The organism is Sphingomonas sp. HF-S4 (assembly GCF_032911445.1).
GTDB lineage: Bacteria > Pseudomonadota > Alphaproteobacteria > Sphingomonadales > Sphingomonadaceae > Sphingomonas > Sphingomonas agrestis.
Genome location: NZ_JAWJEJ010000001.1, coordinates 2,026,199 through 2,042,871, shown reverse-complemented (window position 1 = coordinate 2,042,871; position 16,673 = coordinate 2,026,199). Strand labels below are relative to the sequence as shown.

General features: G+C 67.4%; 13 protein-coding genes and 1 tRNA gene. 5 read left to right on the top strand and 9 right to left on the bottom strand.

What is annotated here, in order from left to right:
* Window positions 1-32 precede the first annotated feature (32 nt).
* Window positions 33-109: transfer RNA gene (locus tag RZN05_RS08965), tRNA-Met, on the top strand.
* Between the two features lie 209 nt (window positions 110-318).
* Here RZN05_RS08965 and RZN05_RS08960 read toward each other — a convergent pair.
* Genes RZN05_RS08960 through RZN05_RS08940 form a run of 5 tightly spaced genes read right to left on the bottom strand, consistent with a single transcriptional unit; the run spans window position 319 to window position 7,809 of the window.
* A complete protein-coding gene (locus RZN05_RS08960; RefSeq protein ID WP_317226273.1) occupies window positions 319-1,800 on the bottom strand; it encodes a tannase/feruloyl esterase family alpha/beta hydrolase in 1,482 nt (493 codons plus the stop codon).
* The gene (locus tag RZN05_RS08955; RefSeq protein WP_317226272.1) at window positions 1,800-4,433 is read right to left on the bottom strand and encodes a TonB-dependent receptor; all 2,634 of its coding nucleotides are present in this window, start codon (window positions 4,431-4,433) and stop codon (window positions 1,800-1,802) included. The genes RZN05_RS08960 and RZN05_RS08955 overlap by 1 nt, the downstream gene beginning before the upstream one ends.
* A gap of 57 nt (window positions 4,434-4,490) precedes the next feature.
* Window positions 4,491-5,519 carry a hypothetical protein gene (locus tag RZN05_RS08950; protein WP_317226271.1) on the bottom strand — a complete coding sequence of 343 codons (1,029 nt, stop codon included), beginning with the start codon at window positions 5,517-5,519 and terminating at the stop codon, window positions 4,491-4,493.
* A complete protein-coding gene (locus RZN05_RS08945) occupies window positions 5,516-6,637 on the bottom strand; it encodes a CapA family protein (protein ID WP_317226270.1) in 1,122 nt (373 codons plus the stop codon). The genes RZN05_RS08950 and RZN05_RS08945 overlap by 4 nt, the downstream gene beginning before the upstream one ends.
* Complete coding sequence (locus tag RZN05_RS08940) at window positions 6,634-7,809, bottom strand: cytochrome P450 (protein ID WP_317226269.1); 1,176 nt, start codon at window positions 7,807-7,809, stop codon at window positions 6,634-6,636. The genes RZN05_RS08945 and RZN05_RS08940 overlap by 4 nt, the downstream gene beginning before the upstream one ends.
* A 78-nt stretch (window positions 7,810-7,887) precedes the next feature.
* Here RZN05_RS08940 and RZN05_RS08935 point away from each other — a divergent pair, with 78 nt between their 5' ends.
* Complete coding sequence (locus tag RZN05_RS08935) at window positions 7,888-8,883, top strand: LacI family DNA-binding transcriptional regulator (RefSeq protein WP_317226268.1); 996 nt, start codon at window positions 7,888-7,890, stop codon at window positions 8,881-8,883.
* A gap of 65 nt (window positions 8,884-8,948) precedes the next feature.
* A complete protein-coding gene (locus RZN05_RS08930) occupies window positions 8,949-9,887 on the top strand; it encodes an alpha/beta hydrolase (RefSeq protein WP_317226267.1) in 939 nt (312 codons plus the stop codon).
* Window positions 9,888-9,890: 3 nt separating this feature from the next.
* On the opposite strand, the gene RZN05_RS08925 is transcribed toward RZN05_RS08930, so the two are convergent.
* On the bottom strand, window positions 9,891-11,162 hold the full coding sequence (locus tag RZN05_RS08925) for an alpha/beta fold hydrolase (RefSeq protein ID WP_317226266.1): 1,272 nt from the start codon (window positions 11,160-11,162) through the stop codon (window positions 9,891-9,893).
* Between the two features lie 64 nt (window positions 11,163-11,226).
* On the opposite strand from RZN05_RS08925, the gene RZN05_RS08920 reads away from it, so the two are divergent.
* Entirely contained in the window at window positions 11,227-12,606 is a 1,380-nt protein-coding gene (locus RZN05_RS08920; RefSeq protein WP_317226265.1) for an MmgE/PrpD family protein, read from the top strand.
* A gap of 10 nt (window positions 12,607-12,616) precedes the next feature.
* Here the strand turns inward: RZN05_RS08920 and RZN05_RS08915 are convergent, their stop codons facing one another.
* Together RZN05_RS08915 and ligM are read right to left on the bottom strand one after the other, a co-directional pair.
* Entirely contained in the window at window positions 12,617-13,489 is an 873-nt protein-coding gene (locus tag RZN05_RS08915; protein WP_317226264.1) for a methylenetetrahydrofolate reductase, read from the bottom strand.
* A 22-nt stretch (window positions 13,490-13,511) separates the two neighbouring features.
* Window positions 13,512-14,912: a vanillate/3-O-methylgallate O-demethylase gene (ligM, locus tag RZN05_RS08910; RefSeq protein WP_317226263.1), complete on the bottom strand. Its 1,401-nt coding sequence runs from the start codon at window positions 14,910-14,912 to the stop codon at window positions 13,512-13,514.
* A gap of 148 nt (window positions 14,913-15,060) precedes the next feature.
* On the opposite strand from ligM, the gene purU reads away from it, so the two are divergent.
* Window positions 15,061-15,918, top strand: coding sequence for a formyltetrahydrofolate deformylase (gene purU / locus RZN05_RS08905; RefSeq protein ID WP_317226262.1), 858 nt, complete (start codon window positions 15,061-15,063; stop codon window positions 15,916-15,918).
* A gap of 9 nt (window positions 15,919-15,927) precedes the next feature.
* On the opposite strand, the gene RZN05_RS08900 is transcribed toward purU, so the two are convergent.
* Window positions 15,928-16,602: a GntR family transcriptional regulator gene (locus tag RZN05_RS08900; protein WP_317226261.1), complete on the bottom strand. Its 675-nt coding sequence runs from the start codon at window positions 16,600-16,602 to the stop codon at window positions 15,928-15,930.
* Window positions 16,603-16,673 lie beyond the last annotated feature (71 nt).

The window sequence follows — 16,673 nt, the reverse complement described above, 5'->3', positions numbered from 1 at the left end:
CGCGCCCTCGCCTCAAGGGGCGGCCCTGGTAGGGCGGAGTAGCTCAGTTGGTTAGAGCACGGGAATCATAATCCTGGGGTCGGGGGTTCAAGTCCCTCCTCCGCTACCACCATAGGCACCGGGCCACCTTCTTGCTTGTGGAGCCATTCGCGATAGCGATGGCTGATTGGATCGAGCTTATGACGACGCATTGTCGAGCGTCCGAAGATCCTCCAAATCTCTCAAAGCTCCAGCCGGCCGGGCAATCGGCCGCCGTTCCGCGGGTCACGGTTGACCGCCAGCGTCAGGCAACCCGCAAAACGGCTCCGCCGAGTGCGGTCACTTCTTCAGCAGCGGGTGCGGCGCGCACGCATAGGACGACGCCTTTTCCGTCGGTCCGCGCCCGTCATAGCGTGCCGAGGCAGGGAAAGGGCACAGCGCGCGCGTGAAGCGGACGGTCGTGCCTTCGAGCCGTGTCGCCTCGATCCGTTCGGGTGCGCGGCCACGCTCGACCCAGCGAATCAGCGACCACAGGATGTCGCGCTCGGGATCGCCGGGCGCAGTCGGGTGGCCCGAACCGCCGAAGCTCGCGGCGCCGGGGCCGCCGGAACAATGATACATGCCCGGCACCATGAACAGGCGCACCGATCGGTCGAGCTTGGCATAGCCACCATTGGCGCGGGCGAGGGCAGCATAATAATCGATCGTCGGGCCCGCATTGGTCGAGGGATCGGCCCAGCCTTGATAGAGGATCGCCTTGCCGCCGCGGCGAAGGAAGCCGCCGATTGCGGTCTTGTCGGCGCGCAGTTCGGGCATCGCGCGGTTCGCCGCCGCCAGATCGCCGCTGCGGCTGAAGCTTTCCTCGTTCCAGTCGGCATCGTCATGGACGCCGTCCGCCCACATCGCGCGCAGCAGCGGTGAGGGTGGGCCCGGGCGCGTGCGGACGCCGGGGAACAGCCCATTGTCCATCGGCGTGCCGGCTTCGTCGGGCATCGGCGCGACGATGCGCTCGAGCATCGCCACGCGGGCGGGCGTGAGGCAGTCCTGGGTATGCCCCGGCGCGCAGGCAAGCGTCGCCGGCTTGAAGCTGCAGCGCATCGGGTTCTCGATCACGCCATCGATGACGCCGTCCAGCGAGTCGCACTGTGCAGTGACGCGGCGTTCGTAGAGCGCCCAATCCTCGTCGCGCAGCGCGCCGGCCGGATCGCGCTTCTGCTGAAGCGAGAACCACATCATCCGCACCGACTGGAGCGGCATGTACGGCCCCGGCGCGCCGGCGACGACGCCGTCATAGTCGCCCGGATAGTTCTGCATTTCCTTGAGCGCCTGGCGCCCGCCGCCCGAACAGCCGAGATAGTAGCTGTGATCGGCCGGCTTGCCATAAAAGGCTACGGCGAGTTGCTTGGCGGCGACCGCGGTCAGGTGCACCGCCCGATGCTCGTAATCCACCCGCGCCTTGGGATCCGCCATCCAGCGCGCTTGGCCCTGCTTGTGGCCGCTGTCGGTGGTGACGGTGGCAAAGCCCTCGCCAACGCGCCGGCTCATGTCCGCATAGTTGAACACCCCGGCATCGCCGCCCACGCCGGCGCCGAGCAGGCGCCCGTTCCAATCGGTCGGAAGCCAGAGCTCGAAGCCGATATTGCCCTCGATCGTGCCTTCGACGCGGCAGAGCGGCACGCGCACCGGCTGCGGACGGTAGAAGCTGATCGTCTCCGGCGCCCATTCGGGATCCGGAGCGATCGTCGTCGCCGCCGAAACCTTGACGTTGCCGGGGTGCATGCCGACCAGCGCCATGCACAGCGTCGTCAAGGGCTCGAGCATCAGAACTTCACCGCCGCCGTGACCGAGAACAGCCGTGGGACCGGGTTCGCCGCCTGCGGATCATAACCGCCCGCGATGTCGACATAGGGCGGATCCTCGTCGAACATGTTGCGGACGTCGACCGAGAGCGTCAGCCGCTCGTCGACCTCGTAGCCGAGATAGAAATCCAGCGTGTCGTAATTGGAGATGCGCTGGCGCGGGGTTACGCCCGTATTGTAATAGCCGGCCAGGTGGTTCCAGGTGACTCGACCGCGCAGCCCGCCTGCGGACAATCCGATATCCGCCTGATGGCGATAGCGCTGGGCGATGCCGATCGAATCACGCACGTCGACGAGCCCCGAACCCGGGACGGCCTCGAACTTGTAGTCGAGCAGATAGGTGCCCTGGATTCCGGCGTCGAGGCGGACGTCGCCGATCGCCCGGTCGTAGCGCAGCGAGAAATCGAGCCCGCGCATCAGAGAGGTACCCAGGTTCTGGCGGCGGCCGTCGGCGATGAAGGTGACCAGCGAATTGTTGATCGCCGCGTTGATCGGCAGGCCCGAATTGACCAGCGCATCGACCTGCGTCGGCGTCGGATTGAACTGGACGAACGACGCGTAGATCGGATTGGTGAGCAGCCCCGGCGTGCCGCGCAATGCCTGAATCTGATCGGTATAGTCGATGCGGAAATAGGTCAGACTAGCGCTCAGCCCGTCGATCGGCGCGATTTCGGCGCCGAACGACCAGGTCGTGGCGGTTTCCGGCGTCAAATCGGGATTGCCGCCCGCGATGCCGATCCCGGTCAGGTTGCCGGTCGGCCCGGGCAGCGTATCGAAATAGAGGCCGGCGCCGCCAGCGACGGTGGACACCTCGGCAAAGGTCGGCGCGCGGAACGACGTGCCATAGCTGCCGCGCAATGTGACGCCCTGCACCGGCTTGTAGGTCAGGCCGATCTTGGGGTTGGTCGTGCTGCCGAAGTCGCTGTAATTCTCGTGGCGCAGCGCCAGGCTGAGCGACAATTGCTCCAGTCCTGGAACGGCGTTGCCTGCGCCGAAGATCGGCACGAACAGTTCGCCGAACACCGCATCGACATTGCGCGTGCCCGCGTCGTTGAGGCTGCGCGGGGTCGCCGCCTGGCCGGTGATCAGGTCGGTATAGGTGTGTTCGATGCGGTGCTCGCCGCCCACCGCGATGCGCACCGCGCCGCCCGGCAATTGGAACAGCGAGCCGTCGGCCTGAAGGTTGAACACGTCGAGCTTGGTGCGCCCAGTGATGATGAACAGATTGTCGGTGATCCGCGCGAGGGTGGCGGGATTGTTGCGGCCGCCGAACACATTGAGCGCAGTCGCCGGGTTGGTATCGGCGAGCGCTGCGGTCAGCGCGGCGGCATTGATCCCCGAGCGGCGTCGGTCGGCGACGTCTTCGGACTGGCCGTGCGCGTAATAGAAGGTCGCTTCGAAGTCGCCGAACAGCTTGGCCTCGACCCCGGCAGACGCATTCCAGAACGTGCCGTAATAGTCGTTGGCGAGCAGCCCGGTGTCGGGGAACAGCGAATAGGTGACGGTGACCGGGCCGGTGCCGCCGGTCGGATTGACGTAGAAGGGATTCGCGTTGGTCACCGTCGCGTTGACGTTGGGTGCGATCGTCAACACGCCTTCGCGCCGCGAATAGAAGCCGTCGGCGAACACGCGCAATCCGGGCGCCAAGTCCTGGCTGAAGCTGCCGACGACGCTGATCCGGTCCTGCTCGGAGATGATCGGCTCGGCACCGCCATAGAAGCACAGGTTGCGCGTGCCGCGGACCAGCGTGCCGGCCGTCGCCGGCGTGACGCCGCTGGCGGGGATGGCATACGTGCCGCCGCCCGCAGTGATCGTGCCCGGTGCGCAATTGGCGTTCCGCAGGTCGCGGCCGCCATTGGGCCGGTTATCGTTCTGGTAGAAATCGAGCGCGGCGCCGTAAAGCGGGTCGTTCTGGGTGTATTCGCCGGCAATCGTGAGGTGGCCGCCGCTCCACGTCTTGCCCGCGATCGCAGCGAACTGCTTCTCGTTATAGCCGGCGTCGGTGAAGCCGTAGCGCGCCCGCGTCTCGATGCCATTGATGTCCTTGCGCAGGATGAAATTGACCACGCCGGCTACCGCATCGGAGCCGTAGATCGCCGAGGCGCCATCGGCGACGACTTCGACCCGGCCGAGCGCGATCGAGGGAATGACCGACGGATCGGTGAATTGCCCCTGGGTGCCCTGCGGTGGGAAGCGCTTGCCGTCGTAGAGCAGCAACGTCGCCTGGGTGCTGAGGCCGCGCAGATTGATGCCGGCGCCGCGCGTGGCATTCGCCGCGCCGTTCTGGGCGCTGCCGCCCGCACGATTGGCGCCCAGCGAGACGACCTGCGGCACGCGGCGCAGCAGATCGTTGGTGGAAGTCACCGGCTCTGCGAGGATGCGATCCTGATCGATTGCGATGACGTTCGAGCCTACCGGCTCGATCCCGCGGATGCGGCTGCCGGTGACGACGATCGCGTCGTTCTGCGCGGTGTCCTCGGCCGGCGCGACCGGGACTTCTTGCGCCAAGGCGGGCATCGCCACGCCGATCGCCAGCGCCACCGTCGCAGCACGGCCCAGATAGGCGAGACGCGTCTTTGCAACCCTGTTCTTCATGATCTCTCTCCCAATCCCGGCCTCCCGCGTTTCCCGCGGTTCGGCCCCCGTATGATGTCAGGTCGTTTCGGCCCGTGCGGCGGCGACCGGCCGCGACAGGCGCGGCGCCAGCGAAAGCAGCGTGATCGCGCCGATCAGGATTCCCGCGCCGACCAGTTCGGCCGGCCGGGGCTGCGGCAGGCCCCAGACCCAGGCGAGGATCAGCGCGCCGCCGACTCCGGCGATCAGGCTCGCCGCGCGTTCCAGCGGCACACAATAGGCGTTCTCGCGCGGATCGAGCAGGATGATGATCGCGTATACCGACACGATGGTCAGCGTCACACCGATGCCGAACAGCGGGAGGATCACCGGATCGGCCCAGACGTGTACGAAGCCCCAGCTGAGCGCGCCGGCCTGGCTGCCGACACCCGCTGCCGAAATCGCCGCGAGCATCGCCACCGACATCGGCAGGGCGAAGATCTTCTCCTCGACGAAATAGCGGCGCACCGAGGCCGGATCGCCGTTCTTGGAGATCTTGGTCATCACGGCGAGCCGGATGAAGTAGCCGATCGTGTAGAGAATGACGGTCAGGATCGCGAGCGGCGGCAAGTGAAAGCCGCCGCGGTCGCTGAGCGTGATCGCCAGCGCGATCATCACCATAACCAGCGCCATCCAGCTCCACCAGCGCACCTTGCGACCGAAGGCGATGTCGACGAGCGGCGCAATCAGCAGGATGTCGCCGCGCATCAGCAACTGGATGAACGGGATGCTGACGCCTTCGAAGGTGAAGGATAGCGGCACGGTGAACAGCACCAGCGCCGTGCCCACGCCGGAGAGGAGCGTATATTTCGTCGGCACCGGAAAGCGGCGCCCCAGGATCATCACGCCGTGCGCGTCCCGATGCCAGCCCGACCACCAGATGAACAGATAGGTCAGTACCGTGCTGATGATCAGCGAGGCCGGCAGCGTCTCCAGCCCGGTCAGCGGCCGGCCGAGCCCGGGATGCGGCGTGCTCGTCACCAGCTTGGTGATGATGACGTTGGGAAGGTACGCCAGCAGATAGAGCAGGACATAGCCTTCGAGCGGGAAGCTACGCGCGCGGGTCATGCGGCATGCTCCAGTTCGACCATCGTATCGGTGACGCGATAGCGAGCGTTGAGGCCGGCTTCGGCGGTGACGGCGGTCATATAGTCGACGACTTCGCGGTACCGCTCGCTGCCCGGCTCGACGAAGCGCGGCACGGCGTCGCGATCGATGTAGAGCGGCAGATAGCCCGATCGAACGATGCGGCCCTCGGCGATCTCGAGCCGCGCGACCATCGACAGCCGCGACGCTTTGGGGAAATTGTAGAGGCTCTCGAAGTCGGGCTCCCATTCCTCGGCGAGCACGCGGATCTCGTTGAAGCTCTTCGATGCGGCGTGCACCGGGTCCATCCGCAGATCGGTCGCGAAATTGCAGAGCGAATAGAAAACCGGCCTGCCGTCGATCATCTCGCAGCCCTTGAGGATATGTGCGTGACCGCCCAGGATCGCATCGGCACCTGCGGCGATCGCGGCGCGCGCGACATCGCGCTGATAATCGGCGATCGTCGCGCGGACGAAGTGGATGCCCCAATGGTGCGAGACGACCACCACGTCGGCTTGCGCCTTGGCGGCGCGGATGTCCGCTTCCATCGCCGCCAAATCCTCGCGATGCGGGAAGGTGTGGACGCGTGCCGGCGTGCCGGGCTGGTCGTGCTCGATCTGCTCGTAGAGCGTGTGCGCGCGCATCGGCGCGCAGCCCGGGCGGCGTTCCTCGGCCCAATACGCCTGGGGCAGGATGCTGCAATAGGCCAGGATCGCGACGGTGGTGCCGTCGCCCAGCGTGAAGCGCACCGGCGCACGTGCCTCGACGATGTTGGCGCCCGCGCCGACCACCTTGAGGCCGGCGGCTTCGAGATTTGCCTTGGTCTCGTGGAATGCCTCGTTCCCCCAGTCGAGCACGTGGTTGCCCGCCATCGAGATCACATCGAAGCCGGCCTCGGCGAGCGCATTCGCACCATCGGGCCGGGCGAGCACGGCGTGGCGGGCCTGGGGCAGGCGCACGCCCTTGCTGGCGAAGCTCGTCTCGATCTGGCCGAAGGTGATGTCGGCGGCGGCGAGCACGTCGCGCGTCGCCGCGAAGCTTTCGGCATAATCCTCGCGGTCCATCGCGAGGTCGCCGACGGCGAGCAACACCTGCGTCATGCCGCGGCCTCGAATGCGATCGGCGCGCTCAGTGCGCCGATTTCGGGGAAGCGCGTCTGCCGCGGTTCTCCGGCGGCGTGGAACGGCCCCGCGGCGAGCAATTCCTCCAGCGCGATCTGCAGCTCGAGCCGGGCCAGCGCGGCGCCGACGCAGACGTGCGGTCCGCGGCCGAATGCCAGCGACTCCTTCATGTTGGGCCGGTCGATACGGAAATCATTGGGGCATTCGAAGACGTCGGCATCGCGGTTCGCCGAGGCATAGACCAGTGCGATCGGCTCCCCTTCGGGGATGGTCTGCCCGCCGATGGTGACATCCTGCAGCGGCGTGCGCGCAAACCCGCGATAGGGCGTGTAGAGCCGCAGGAACTCCTCGATCGCGGCGGGGATCAGCGCAGGCTCGGCGCGCAACTTGGCCTGCAGCGCCTGGTCGCGGCACAGATGGACCGCGATCGATCCGATCATCACGCTCGGCGCGATGATCCCGACCACCAGCACCTGGCGGATCGTGCCGATGATCAGTTCCTCGGGCAGCGGTTCTCCATCGACGCGTGCGGCGAGCAACGCGCTGGTTGCGTCCTCGTCCTCGGGCAGCGGGATCGCCCGGCGGTCGGCGACGATCGCGCGCGCCATGTCATAGAGCAGCAGGCTCGATTCCTTGGTCGTGTCCATGTCGTTCGATTGGACCGCGATATTGTAGCGCTGCCCGACGGCAGTGAGCTCGGCGACCGCCGCGGGGGGCAGGTTCATCCAGTGCGCAAAGGTGGCGATCGGCATGTGCGCGGAAAAGTCGGCGACGACATCGCCGCCGCCGCGCGCGACCATCGCCGCGAGCAGATCGCGCGATACGCTGCGGATCACCGGCTGGAGCCGCGCGACGCGGCGTTCGGTGAGCAACGGCGCCAGCGCGCGGCGATAGGGCGTGTGCTCGGGCGGATCGAGGTGGAGCGGCGGCCGGCGGCCGGTGAACGCGACCTTGGGGATCACGTTCTGCTTCGCCGTGGTGAAATTCCGCCAATCGGCAGCCGCGGCGGCAACATCGGCATGCTTCATCAGCGCCCAGAAGCCTCCCCAGGCATCGCTATGTGCGACCGGACATTGTTCGCGCAGCCGCGCATATTCGGCGTGCGGACTATCGAAAGTTTCCGGAACGATTGGATTGAAGTCATGGGACATAACAATTTTGGTACTGCGCAATGCAAGCGCTTGCAAGGGCTGTTTTGCATCCCCGGCCCACGTGCGGCATAGAGGGGCATGTCCGCCCCCCGCGCACCCCGCCTCGACGACGTAGCCCTCCAGGCGGGGGTATCTGCCGCCACGGTCTCGCGGTTCGTCAACAACCCGGACGTGGTCGCGCCGGCGACGGCCGAGCGTATCCGAAGCGCGATCGCCGCGACCGGCTATGTGCCTAACATGGCAGCGGGCGCGCTGGCGGGGAGCCGCTCGCGGCTGATTGCCGCATTGGTGCCGGATATTGCCCAGTCGCTGTTCAACGACACCGTCGAAGCGATGATCGAGAAGCTCGCCGAGGAGGGGAATAGCGTCGTGCTGGCGCTCACCGGCTCGGACAACAACCGGCTCGACGCGGAGATTAATATGGCGTTGGCCCGCCGGGTCGATGCGATCATTCTGACCGGCATCGTCTCGGATCCCGAGACGCGTGAGCGCCTGCGCGCGCATCCAGTCACCGTGATCGAAACCTGGGGCCTGCCCGATGATCCCATCGATGTGGCGATCGGCTTCTCGCACCGTGCCGCGGGCGAGGAAATGGCGCGCTTCCTGCGTGGCCGCGGCTATCGCCGGCCCCATCTGGTGGTGCCGCGCTCGACGCGGTCGGAGCGCCGCGCGACCGGGTTCGTCGAGCGCTGGCTGCGCGACGGCGGGCCCGAGCCGACCCGGCTCGAAGTCAACGTGCCCAGCCATTTCGGTCAAGGGCGCCTGAGCTTCCGCGCATTGAGCGACCTGGAAGAAATGCCCGATGTCGTCGTGTGCGGGTCGGACTGGATCGCCCAGGGGCTCATCGTCGAGGCGCAGGCCGTCGGCATGCGCGTCCCCGACCAGCTCGCCGTTACCGGCTTCGGCAACCTGCGCCTTGCGGGCGACATGCGGCCGACGATCACAAGCGTCGACGTCGATGGTTCGCATATCGCCCGCGAAGTGATCCGAGTGCTGCGCGCCCGCGCGGCGGGCGAGGCGGTCGAGCCACGCATCGACGTGGGATTCCGGGTGATCGCCCGCGAAAGCGCATGAAAGGGCTTGCATCGCCGCTCCGGCGCTGATTAGTTTTGATACATAGCAATAATAGAGTGGATGCGATGCGCCTGACCCTGGCCCTTGTCGCGCTGATATCGATGCCCGCGCTCGCGCAGCAGGCGCCTCCCGCGAGCGTGCCGCCACCACCCGACATGTCGCCCGAATCGCGCGGCGACGGACCATTTGCCGCGATCAAGGAAGTCGATCCCGGCCTGCCGCGGCACGTCGTCTATCGCCCTGCCGCGCTCGATGCGCTCGCGGGGCGCAAGCTCGGCGTGGTGGTGTGGGGCAATGGCGGATGCGCCGCTGACGGCGCCAGCGCGCGGCATCACCTCGCCCAGCTGGCCTCCTATGGCTATGTCGTCATCGCCCCGGGAGACATCCGCAGTGGCCCCGGCAGCACTGCCGCGCCGCGTCCGCCCAGGGCGCTGGCCGACGGCAAGCTGCCCCAGATCCAGACGAATGCGGAAGATGTCCGCGCCGGGATCGACTGGGCGCTGGCGGAGAATGGCCGGGCCGGCAGCCGCTACCAGGGCAGGATCGATCCGGCGATGGTCGCGGTGGGCGGGCATAGCTGTGGCGGCCTCCAGGCACTCCAGCTCGCGGCCGACCCGCGCATCCGCACGGTGATGGTCCACAATAGCGGCGTCTTCACCGACGGCTCCAACCCGATCACCGGCCTGACCGTCGACAAGAGCCTGCTCGACACGCTGCACACGCCGGTTCTGTACGTGCTCGGCGGCCCGAGCGACATCGCCTATCCCAACGGCACCGACGATGTGCGCCGGATCGACCGGGTGCCGGTGTTCCTCGCCAATTCGAATGTCGGCCATGGCGGCACGTTCCGGGCGCCCAATGGCGGCCCGGTGGGGAAGCTCGCGGCGGCATGGCTCGAATGGCAACTGCGCGGCGATGCGCAGGCAGCCAAGACGTTCACGGGCGCCGATTGCGCGCTGTGCGCCGATCCCCAATGGAAGATCGAGCGCAAGCGGATCGACTGACCGCTATTTGCACCGGCCGCCGCGAATGCAGGGGCGCAGCATCGGCGGCGGCGTATAGGGCGTGAACTGCACCGGCGCCTTGTCCCACCGGCCGGTCTGCAGGCGCCGGTCGAGATGGCGGATCGCGGCCAGCGTGACCTCTGGCGTGAAGGTGCAATGGCCCGCGGCGCGGACATAGAGGCTGCGGACGTCGCCGCGCGCCGCATCGGCATAGCCGCGCTGGAGCGATGGCGGGGTCAATCCGTCGCCGATCGTCTGGACCGCGAGCAGCGGCACCTGCGGCCGGGCGTTCGGGGTATAGTTGCGCATCATGTAACCGGTCGCCTGCGGCTTCGCCCTTACACGCGGCCCGGCATCGAGCCGCCTCAGGTCGGCGTCGAGATCGAGCCCAGCCTTGCGGTACAGCGCCTCGACGAAGGCGCGGCGCCCGGAGCGCGCCAGCTGCGCGCGATACTCCACCCCGGTGTTCCATGAAAACACCCCCCCGGCGCGCTTCTCCTGGTCGACCCGCGGCAGGAACGCGCCCATCGCGAAGCTGCGCGCGATCTCCTCGATCTGCGCTTCATGATCGCCGGGTGCGGGCTCGGGTCCGTCGCTGCGCGTCCAGCCCGGAATGCCCGCGAGCACGCCGGCAAGCGCGATCCGGGCGCGGCCGGCGGGAGTCTGCATCGCCCCCGCCAAAGCCTCGCCGACGCGTTTGGCGTTGGCGCGATCGTCGTCGATCTCGACCAGCCGGATGCCGGCGTCGGGCGCGACCAGCGTGCGAAAGGCATAGGCGCCGTCGAGCGCCATGTTCATCATCCCCACCGCACCGCCGATCGACGCGCACATCGCCAGCGCGCCGTCCACGGCAGCCGGGCGCTGCTCGGCCAGCGCGGTGCTCACCAGCCCGCCCATCGAATGGCCCCAGACGATGACGCGCTTCGGCTTGCCATAGCGGGCGGCGAAGGCGGCGACGGTGTCCCGCTGGGCCGGAACCGCCTGTTCGAGCGCCCAGCCGGATGCGCCATAATCCGAAGCTGCCAGCGCATAGCCCTCGGCAAGCAGTGCGTCGCGGACTTGCCGCGGTGCGGGTTCGGGCGCGCCCAGGGCAGGCGAATAGCCGCGGCTGAACAGCAGCAACGTGCCGTTCCAGCGCGCCGGCATCTCGCCCGCCCAGCGCGCGCCGGAGGGGAGGGGGGCCGTCTCGCCCGGCGCCGCCTGGCCGCCGCGCGATGGCGCGACTGGAAGGGTCGCGAATACCAAAGCGGAAAGAATGAGGTGCCGGACGGCCATCGGATACTCCCGTTCGATTTTTGGGCTTGCTCTCGCGGCAGGGGTTGATGAAAGCGTTTGCATAATGTTTTCCGATAAAACAATCCTCGGCGTGTCCCGCCAGCTTGCGGATCATGTTTCGCGCCTCCGCGCCGATGCGCTGCCGCCCGAAACGGTTGCAGCCACGCGCCGGTCGCTCCTCGACACGATTGGCGTGATGCTCGGCGCGAGCGGGCTGGCCGATGAGGCATCGCCCTATCGCCGCCACGCGCTGGACGGCGGCGTAGGTCCGTCGCGACTGCTCGGGTTCGACGCGCGGGTCGCTCCCGCCGCAGCCGCACTGGCGAACGGCGCACTCGCGCACGCGCTGGATTTCGGCGACACGTTCGACGAAGGGCCTGCGCATCCCAGCGCCGCAGTCGTGCCGGCGCTGCTCGCGCTTGCCGACGCCGATCCCCGGATCGATATGGCGACCTTCCTAGCGGCGATGACCGCAGGGACCGATCTCGCCTGCCGGCTCTCGGTCGCCGCACCGCGGGCCTATGAGGAGGGCGGCTGGTATCCACCGCCGCTCGTTGGGATGATCGCGGCGGCGGCGGCGAGCGCGCGGCTGCTCGGCCTTGATGCGGAGGGCGTGATCGATGCGATGGGGCTGGCGATGCTGCAGGGCAGCTTTCCCGGCGAGATCAAATATGATGTGGACTCCCCGGTCCGGGCGGTGCGCGAGAGCTACGCTGCACGGGCCGGAGTCGAGGCCGCCCTGCTGGCCCGCGGCGGGGCGCGCGCCTTCGCCGCGCCGCTCGAAGGCAAAGCGGGTTTCTTCGCGGTCTATGGCGGGGGCGCCCCCACGGCGCGGCTGACTCAAGGCTTGGGCACGCGCTTCCTCGGCGACGAGGTCAGCCTGAAGCCTTGGCCGAGCTGCCGGGGAACGCATGGCTATATCGAGGCCGCGCTCCTCCTGCGTCCCAGGATTGCCGGGCGCCCGATCGCGCGGATCGAAGCCGAGACCGGGCTGATCCAGGAGATGCTGATCCGGCCGCAGGCAGCCAAGGCGGCGCCGCAAAGCGCGATCCAGGCGAAGTTCAGCATCCCGTTCACCGTGGCGCACGCCCTGGTGCATGGCGAAATCACGCTCGACTCGTTCGACGCCGCGGGGCGCGCCGAGCCCGGCGTGCTGGCGGTGGCGGCCAAGGTGTTCGAGAAGCGCAATCCCGGCTGGGGCCGCGCACACGCGGCATGCGGCGCGCTATCGATCCTGCTGGAGGATGGCGAGCGGCTGGAGCATTCGGTGCTGGTCCCGCGGGGCAGCCCGGCGCGCCCGCTTACCCAGCCGGCGATGGTCGAGAAGTTCGTTCGCTGCGCAGCCAAGGCGGCCCAGCCCGTCGATCCCGCGCGCGCCGAAGCGCTCGCGCACCGCATCCTGGAGGGCAGTCCCGATATGTCAGCAGGCAGCCTGCTCGACTAAGCCGGACGTCTCAGTGCGCGCCTGCTTCGGCGATCCAGCGGACCGTGTTGCCGAGCCCGCCGAACGGATAGAAATGCAACCCGACTTCGCCGCTCGGGAACGCTGCCAGCCCCGCCGCGATGTCGCGGACATAGGCGTCCGGTCCCGCGGACTGCATCAGTCGCGTGACCGACATCCCGTATTTGCGCAGTGCCGAGCCGGACGCCCGCACGCCGCAGCGCGTGGCAAACCGCAGCAGCGCCGCCGCGCTCGCGGGCCCGGGAATCCCGATGCGGATCGGCGCGTCGATCCCCGTCTCGCGGACACGCTTCACCCACAGGGTCGCGAGCTCGGCCTCGAAGCCGAATTGCGTCACGATCGACACGTCCAGGCCCTGGTCGCTCGCCGCTACGGTCTTGTCGCGCAAGGCCGCCCACAATCGGTCGCGACCGATCCTGGGATGCCCCTCGGGATAGCCGCCGATACCGATATGCTCCGCACCATAGCGGGCAAGAAGCCCGCTGCGGATCACCGCCAGCGCGTCGTCGAAGGGGCCTTCCGCCTTGTCCACGTCCCCGGCGATGACGAACAGGTCCTGCACGGCACCGATATCGGCAAACGCTTCGAGCAGGGTTTCCAGCGCCTGAGCCGAAGGCAGGCGCCGCGCCGCGATATGCGGCACCGGGCGGAATCCGTGGCGCAGCACGGCCTGGGTGGTGGCAAGGCGCTGCGCCAGGCTTTCACCCGGCAGCGACGTGATCGCGATGCGTGTACCGGGCGCCAGCGCGTCCGCGGCGCTGGCAAGGCTGGCGACATCCTTGGATGTGATCTCGATCGAATAACCGCGCAGCAAGGCGCTCGCCGGACCTGTGTCCGGCGAGGGGCGTGTAGCAAGGGCGTTCATGGTGCTTCTCCCGAAGGCCGGTTCAGGCGCGCTCGGTGCGCCAGCCCTGGTGGTAGGTTTCGCGGGCGACCTTCGAATAGGGCGCCGGGCTCACCACGGCGCGAACCTCGATCTGGCGGTGCGGCTCAACGGTCGTCTTGCGGGTGCCGCCATCGGGCTCGCCCCACACCACGCGAAGCTCGGTGCCCACCGGGATCTCATGATCGATGGTCGCCAGGCTGAGCGCGGCCTTCTCGTTGAAGCTGTAGCCGCTGAACATCGAAAGGCCGACGGTGCGCCCGCCGGCATCGACGACGCGGTCGTAGCTCGACGACGCATAATTGGCGAGCGGCAGGTCGAAGAACTTGTACGGGGTCTCGCTGCCGTCGAACAGCGAGGCCTGGATCTTGGCCAAGTCCTCGCCATTCCAGGCCAGCGTCACCTTGCGCCGCTGCTCGGTCGGGTTGAGTGCTTCCAGCGCCTCGCGGCCGTGGAAGTCATGGTCGAACTTGACGAACGATCCATAACCGAGCTCCCACGGATTGAGGTAATAGTCCTCGATGTCGTCGGAAACGAAGCTGCCGCCGATCGCGCCGGTCGCCTCATAGCTGTCCGCGCCCAGCCACGCGCGATACGGCTTGAGCTTGTCGCCGGTGTAGATCGCCGGAAGCGGGGAGGGGATCCAGCCCGATTCGAGCGTGTTCGACGGGTAGGCGCGGCTGCCGCACGGCACGATGCCGAACTCCTTGCCGGCCTCCAGGATCGCGTGGCGGATCTCGTCCTGCTCCGCATAGGGGCCCCAGATTTCGAGGCCCGGCGCACCCGACATGCCGTGCCGCAGCGTGCGGATCTTGCGACCGGCGATCCTCATCTCGCTCATGTTGAAGAATTTGAGCTGCTCGAGCGGGCCGCCATGGAGCTTCTCGATGATTGCCCAGGCGTTCGGCCCTTGGATCTGGAAGCGCCAGTGCGTACGCTCCACCGGCTTGCCCATCGGGCGCGACGGCGAACGATCGTCCTTGACGATCGTGACATCGTATCCGCCGGTCTCGGCATGGAACATCAGCCAGTTCGCCGCCGGCGCGCGGCCGACATACAGCAGGTCCCCTTCGGCCAGGTAGAACAGGATGCCGTCGCCGATCACATGGCCATAGGGCGTGGTCGGTACATATTGCTTTGCCTTGTTGGGCGCGAAGCCCTGCATCGAGTTGATCGCAGTGTCCGAAATCAGCTTCAGCGCGTCCCTCCCGCGGATCGACAATTCGACCATATGATGCGACTGGTCGAACAGCACCGCGCTGTGCTGCCACGCCCATTGCTCGGAGCGCCAATTGTGGAATTCGGGGGCAACGACGGGATAGACATAGGCGCCGATCAGCGAATTGCGCAGCATCTCGACGTGGTTGCCCGCACCTTGCAGGACCTGCTCGAGGCTAAGAGCCATCTTCTCTCTCCTTTGGCCGCCCATCCGCTTGGTTGCCGAATCCGGGCGTGCAATATTTGTATGCGATGCATACGAATATTTGTATGTAGAGCAAACAAAATAGTGTGCTGGCCTTGCGGCATGGCGCGGTTCGAGGAGACGGCATTCGATGGGCGAGAACCATATTCTGACGCTGCGTTGCGCGGATCGGCCGGGGCTGGTGGCGGCGGTCGCCGCGTTCCTGGCAGCTAATCAGTGCAACATTCGCAGCTCGCACCAGTTCGAGGATAGCGACACCGGCCTGTTCTTCATGCGGGTTCAGTACGAGCTGCAGGGCGGCGGCGATCTCGAATCGCTCATGCGGGGCTTTGCACCGATCGCGCAGGTGCACGCGATGGAGTGGACCATGCGCGATACGCGGCACCGCACGCGCGTGCTGCTGATGGTCTCGAAGTTCGATCATTGCCTCGGCGACCTGCTCTACCGCTATCGGATCGGCGAGCTGCCGATGGACGTGGTCGGGATCGTGTCGAACCATCCCAGGGACGCGCTCAACCTGACGCTGCTGGGCGACATTCCCTATCACCACCTGCCCGTCGCCAAGGGGGCGAAGGCGGAGCAGGAGGCGCAGGTCAAGGCGATCGTCGTCGAGACCGGCGCGGAACTCGTCGTGCTCGCGCGCTACATGCAGATCCTGTCAGACGATCTGGCCGCGTTCCTGGCAGGCCGGTGCATCAATATCCATCACAGCTTCCTGCCCGGCTTCAAGGGCGCCAAGCCCTATCATCAGGCGCACCAGCGCGGCGTGAAGATGATCGGCGCCACCGCGCATTACGTTACCGCCGACCTCGACGAGGGACCCATCATCCACCAGGATGTCGAGCCGATCACCCATGCCGACCCGCCCGAGGAACTCGTCCGCAAGGGCCGTGACATCGAGCGCCGCGTGCTATCGACCGCAGTGCAATATCATCTCGCTGGCCGCGTGTTCGTCAACGGCGCGAGGACCGTCGTCTTCCAGGGCTGAGGCCTGCGCTCAGACGCGATATTCGCGTTCGATCGCCGAGAGCGTCTGGAAACCGGCATGGACGTGCGCCCGCATCGCCGCTTCGGCGCCGGCGGCGTCGTGGGCAAGGATCGCGGCGAGGATCCGGCGATGGTCCTCGTTCGCGGTGCGCAGCCGATCGGCGTCGTAGAAGCTTTCGAACAACAGGCGGTGGATTGGCACGCTCAGCCGCTGGAGCAGTTCGCCGATGATCGTGTTGCCCGAACCCTCGACCAGCAATTCGTGCCACTCGGCATTGAGACGGCCGAAGCGCTCGGGTGAACGCTCGGTGACGCAGCGCTCGAGCTCGTCCTGGATCTCCTGAAGGCGGGTGCGTTGGGCATCGCTGGCCGAGGTCGCGAAATCGCCTGCGGTGATGCCTTCCAGCGCCGCGCGGGCGCGGTAGATATGTCGAAGCTCCTCGAGACTGGCACTGCGCACCGACGCGCCGCGGAAGGGCTCGATGGTGACGAGGCCTTCCGCCGCGAGCCGCTGCAACGCCTCGCGAACGCGCACGCGGCTGCCCCCGGTGGCTCGGATGATGTCGACTTCGATCAGGCGTTGCTCGGGCACGAATTGCCCACGCCGGATGCGCTCGCGAACCCAGGCTGCGATCTCGTGACTGGAAGGAGCGGGGCCGATCGGCCCTCCGGCGAACTGGATCATCCTGCTAAGCTATTGCGCTATCGTCGATTAAATTGTCAACAATTTCGTCAGTGATTATTCCTTTGCGTCCG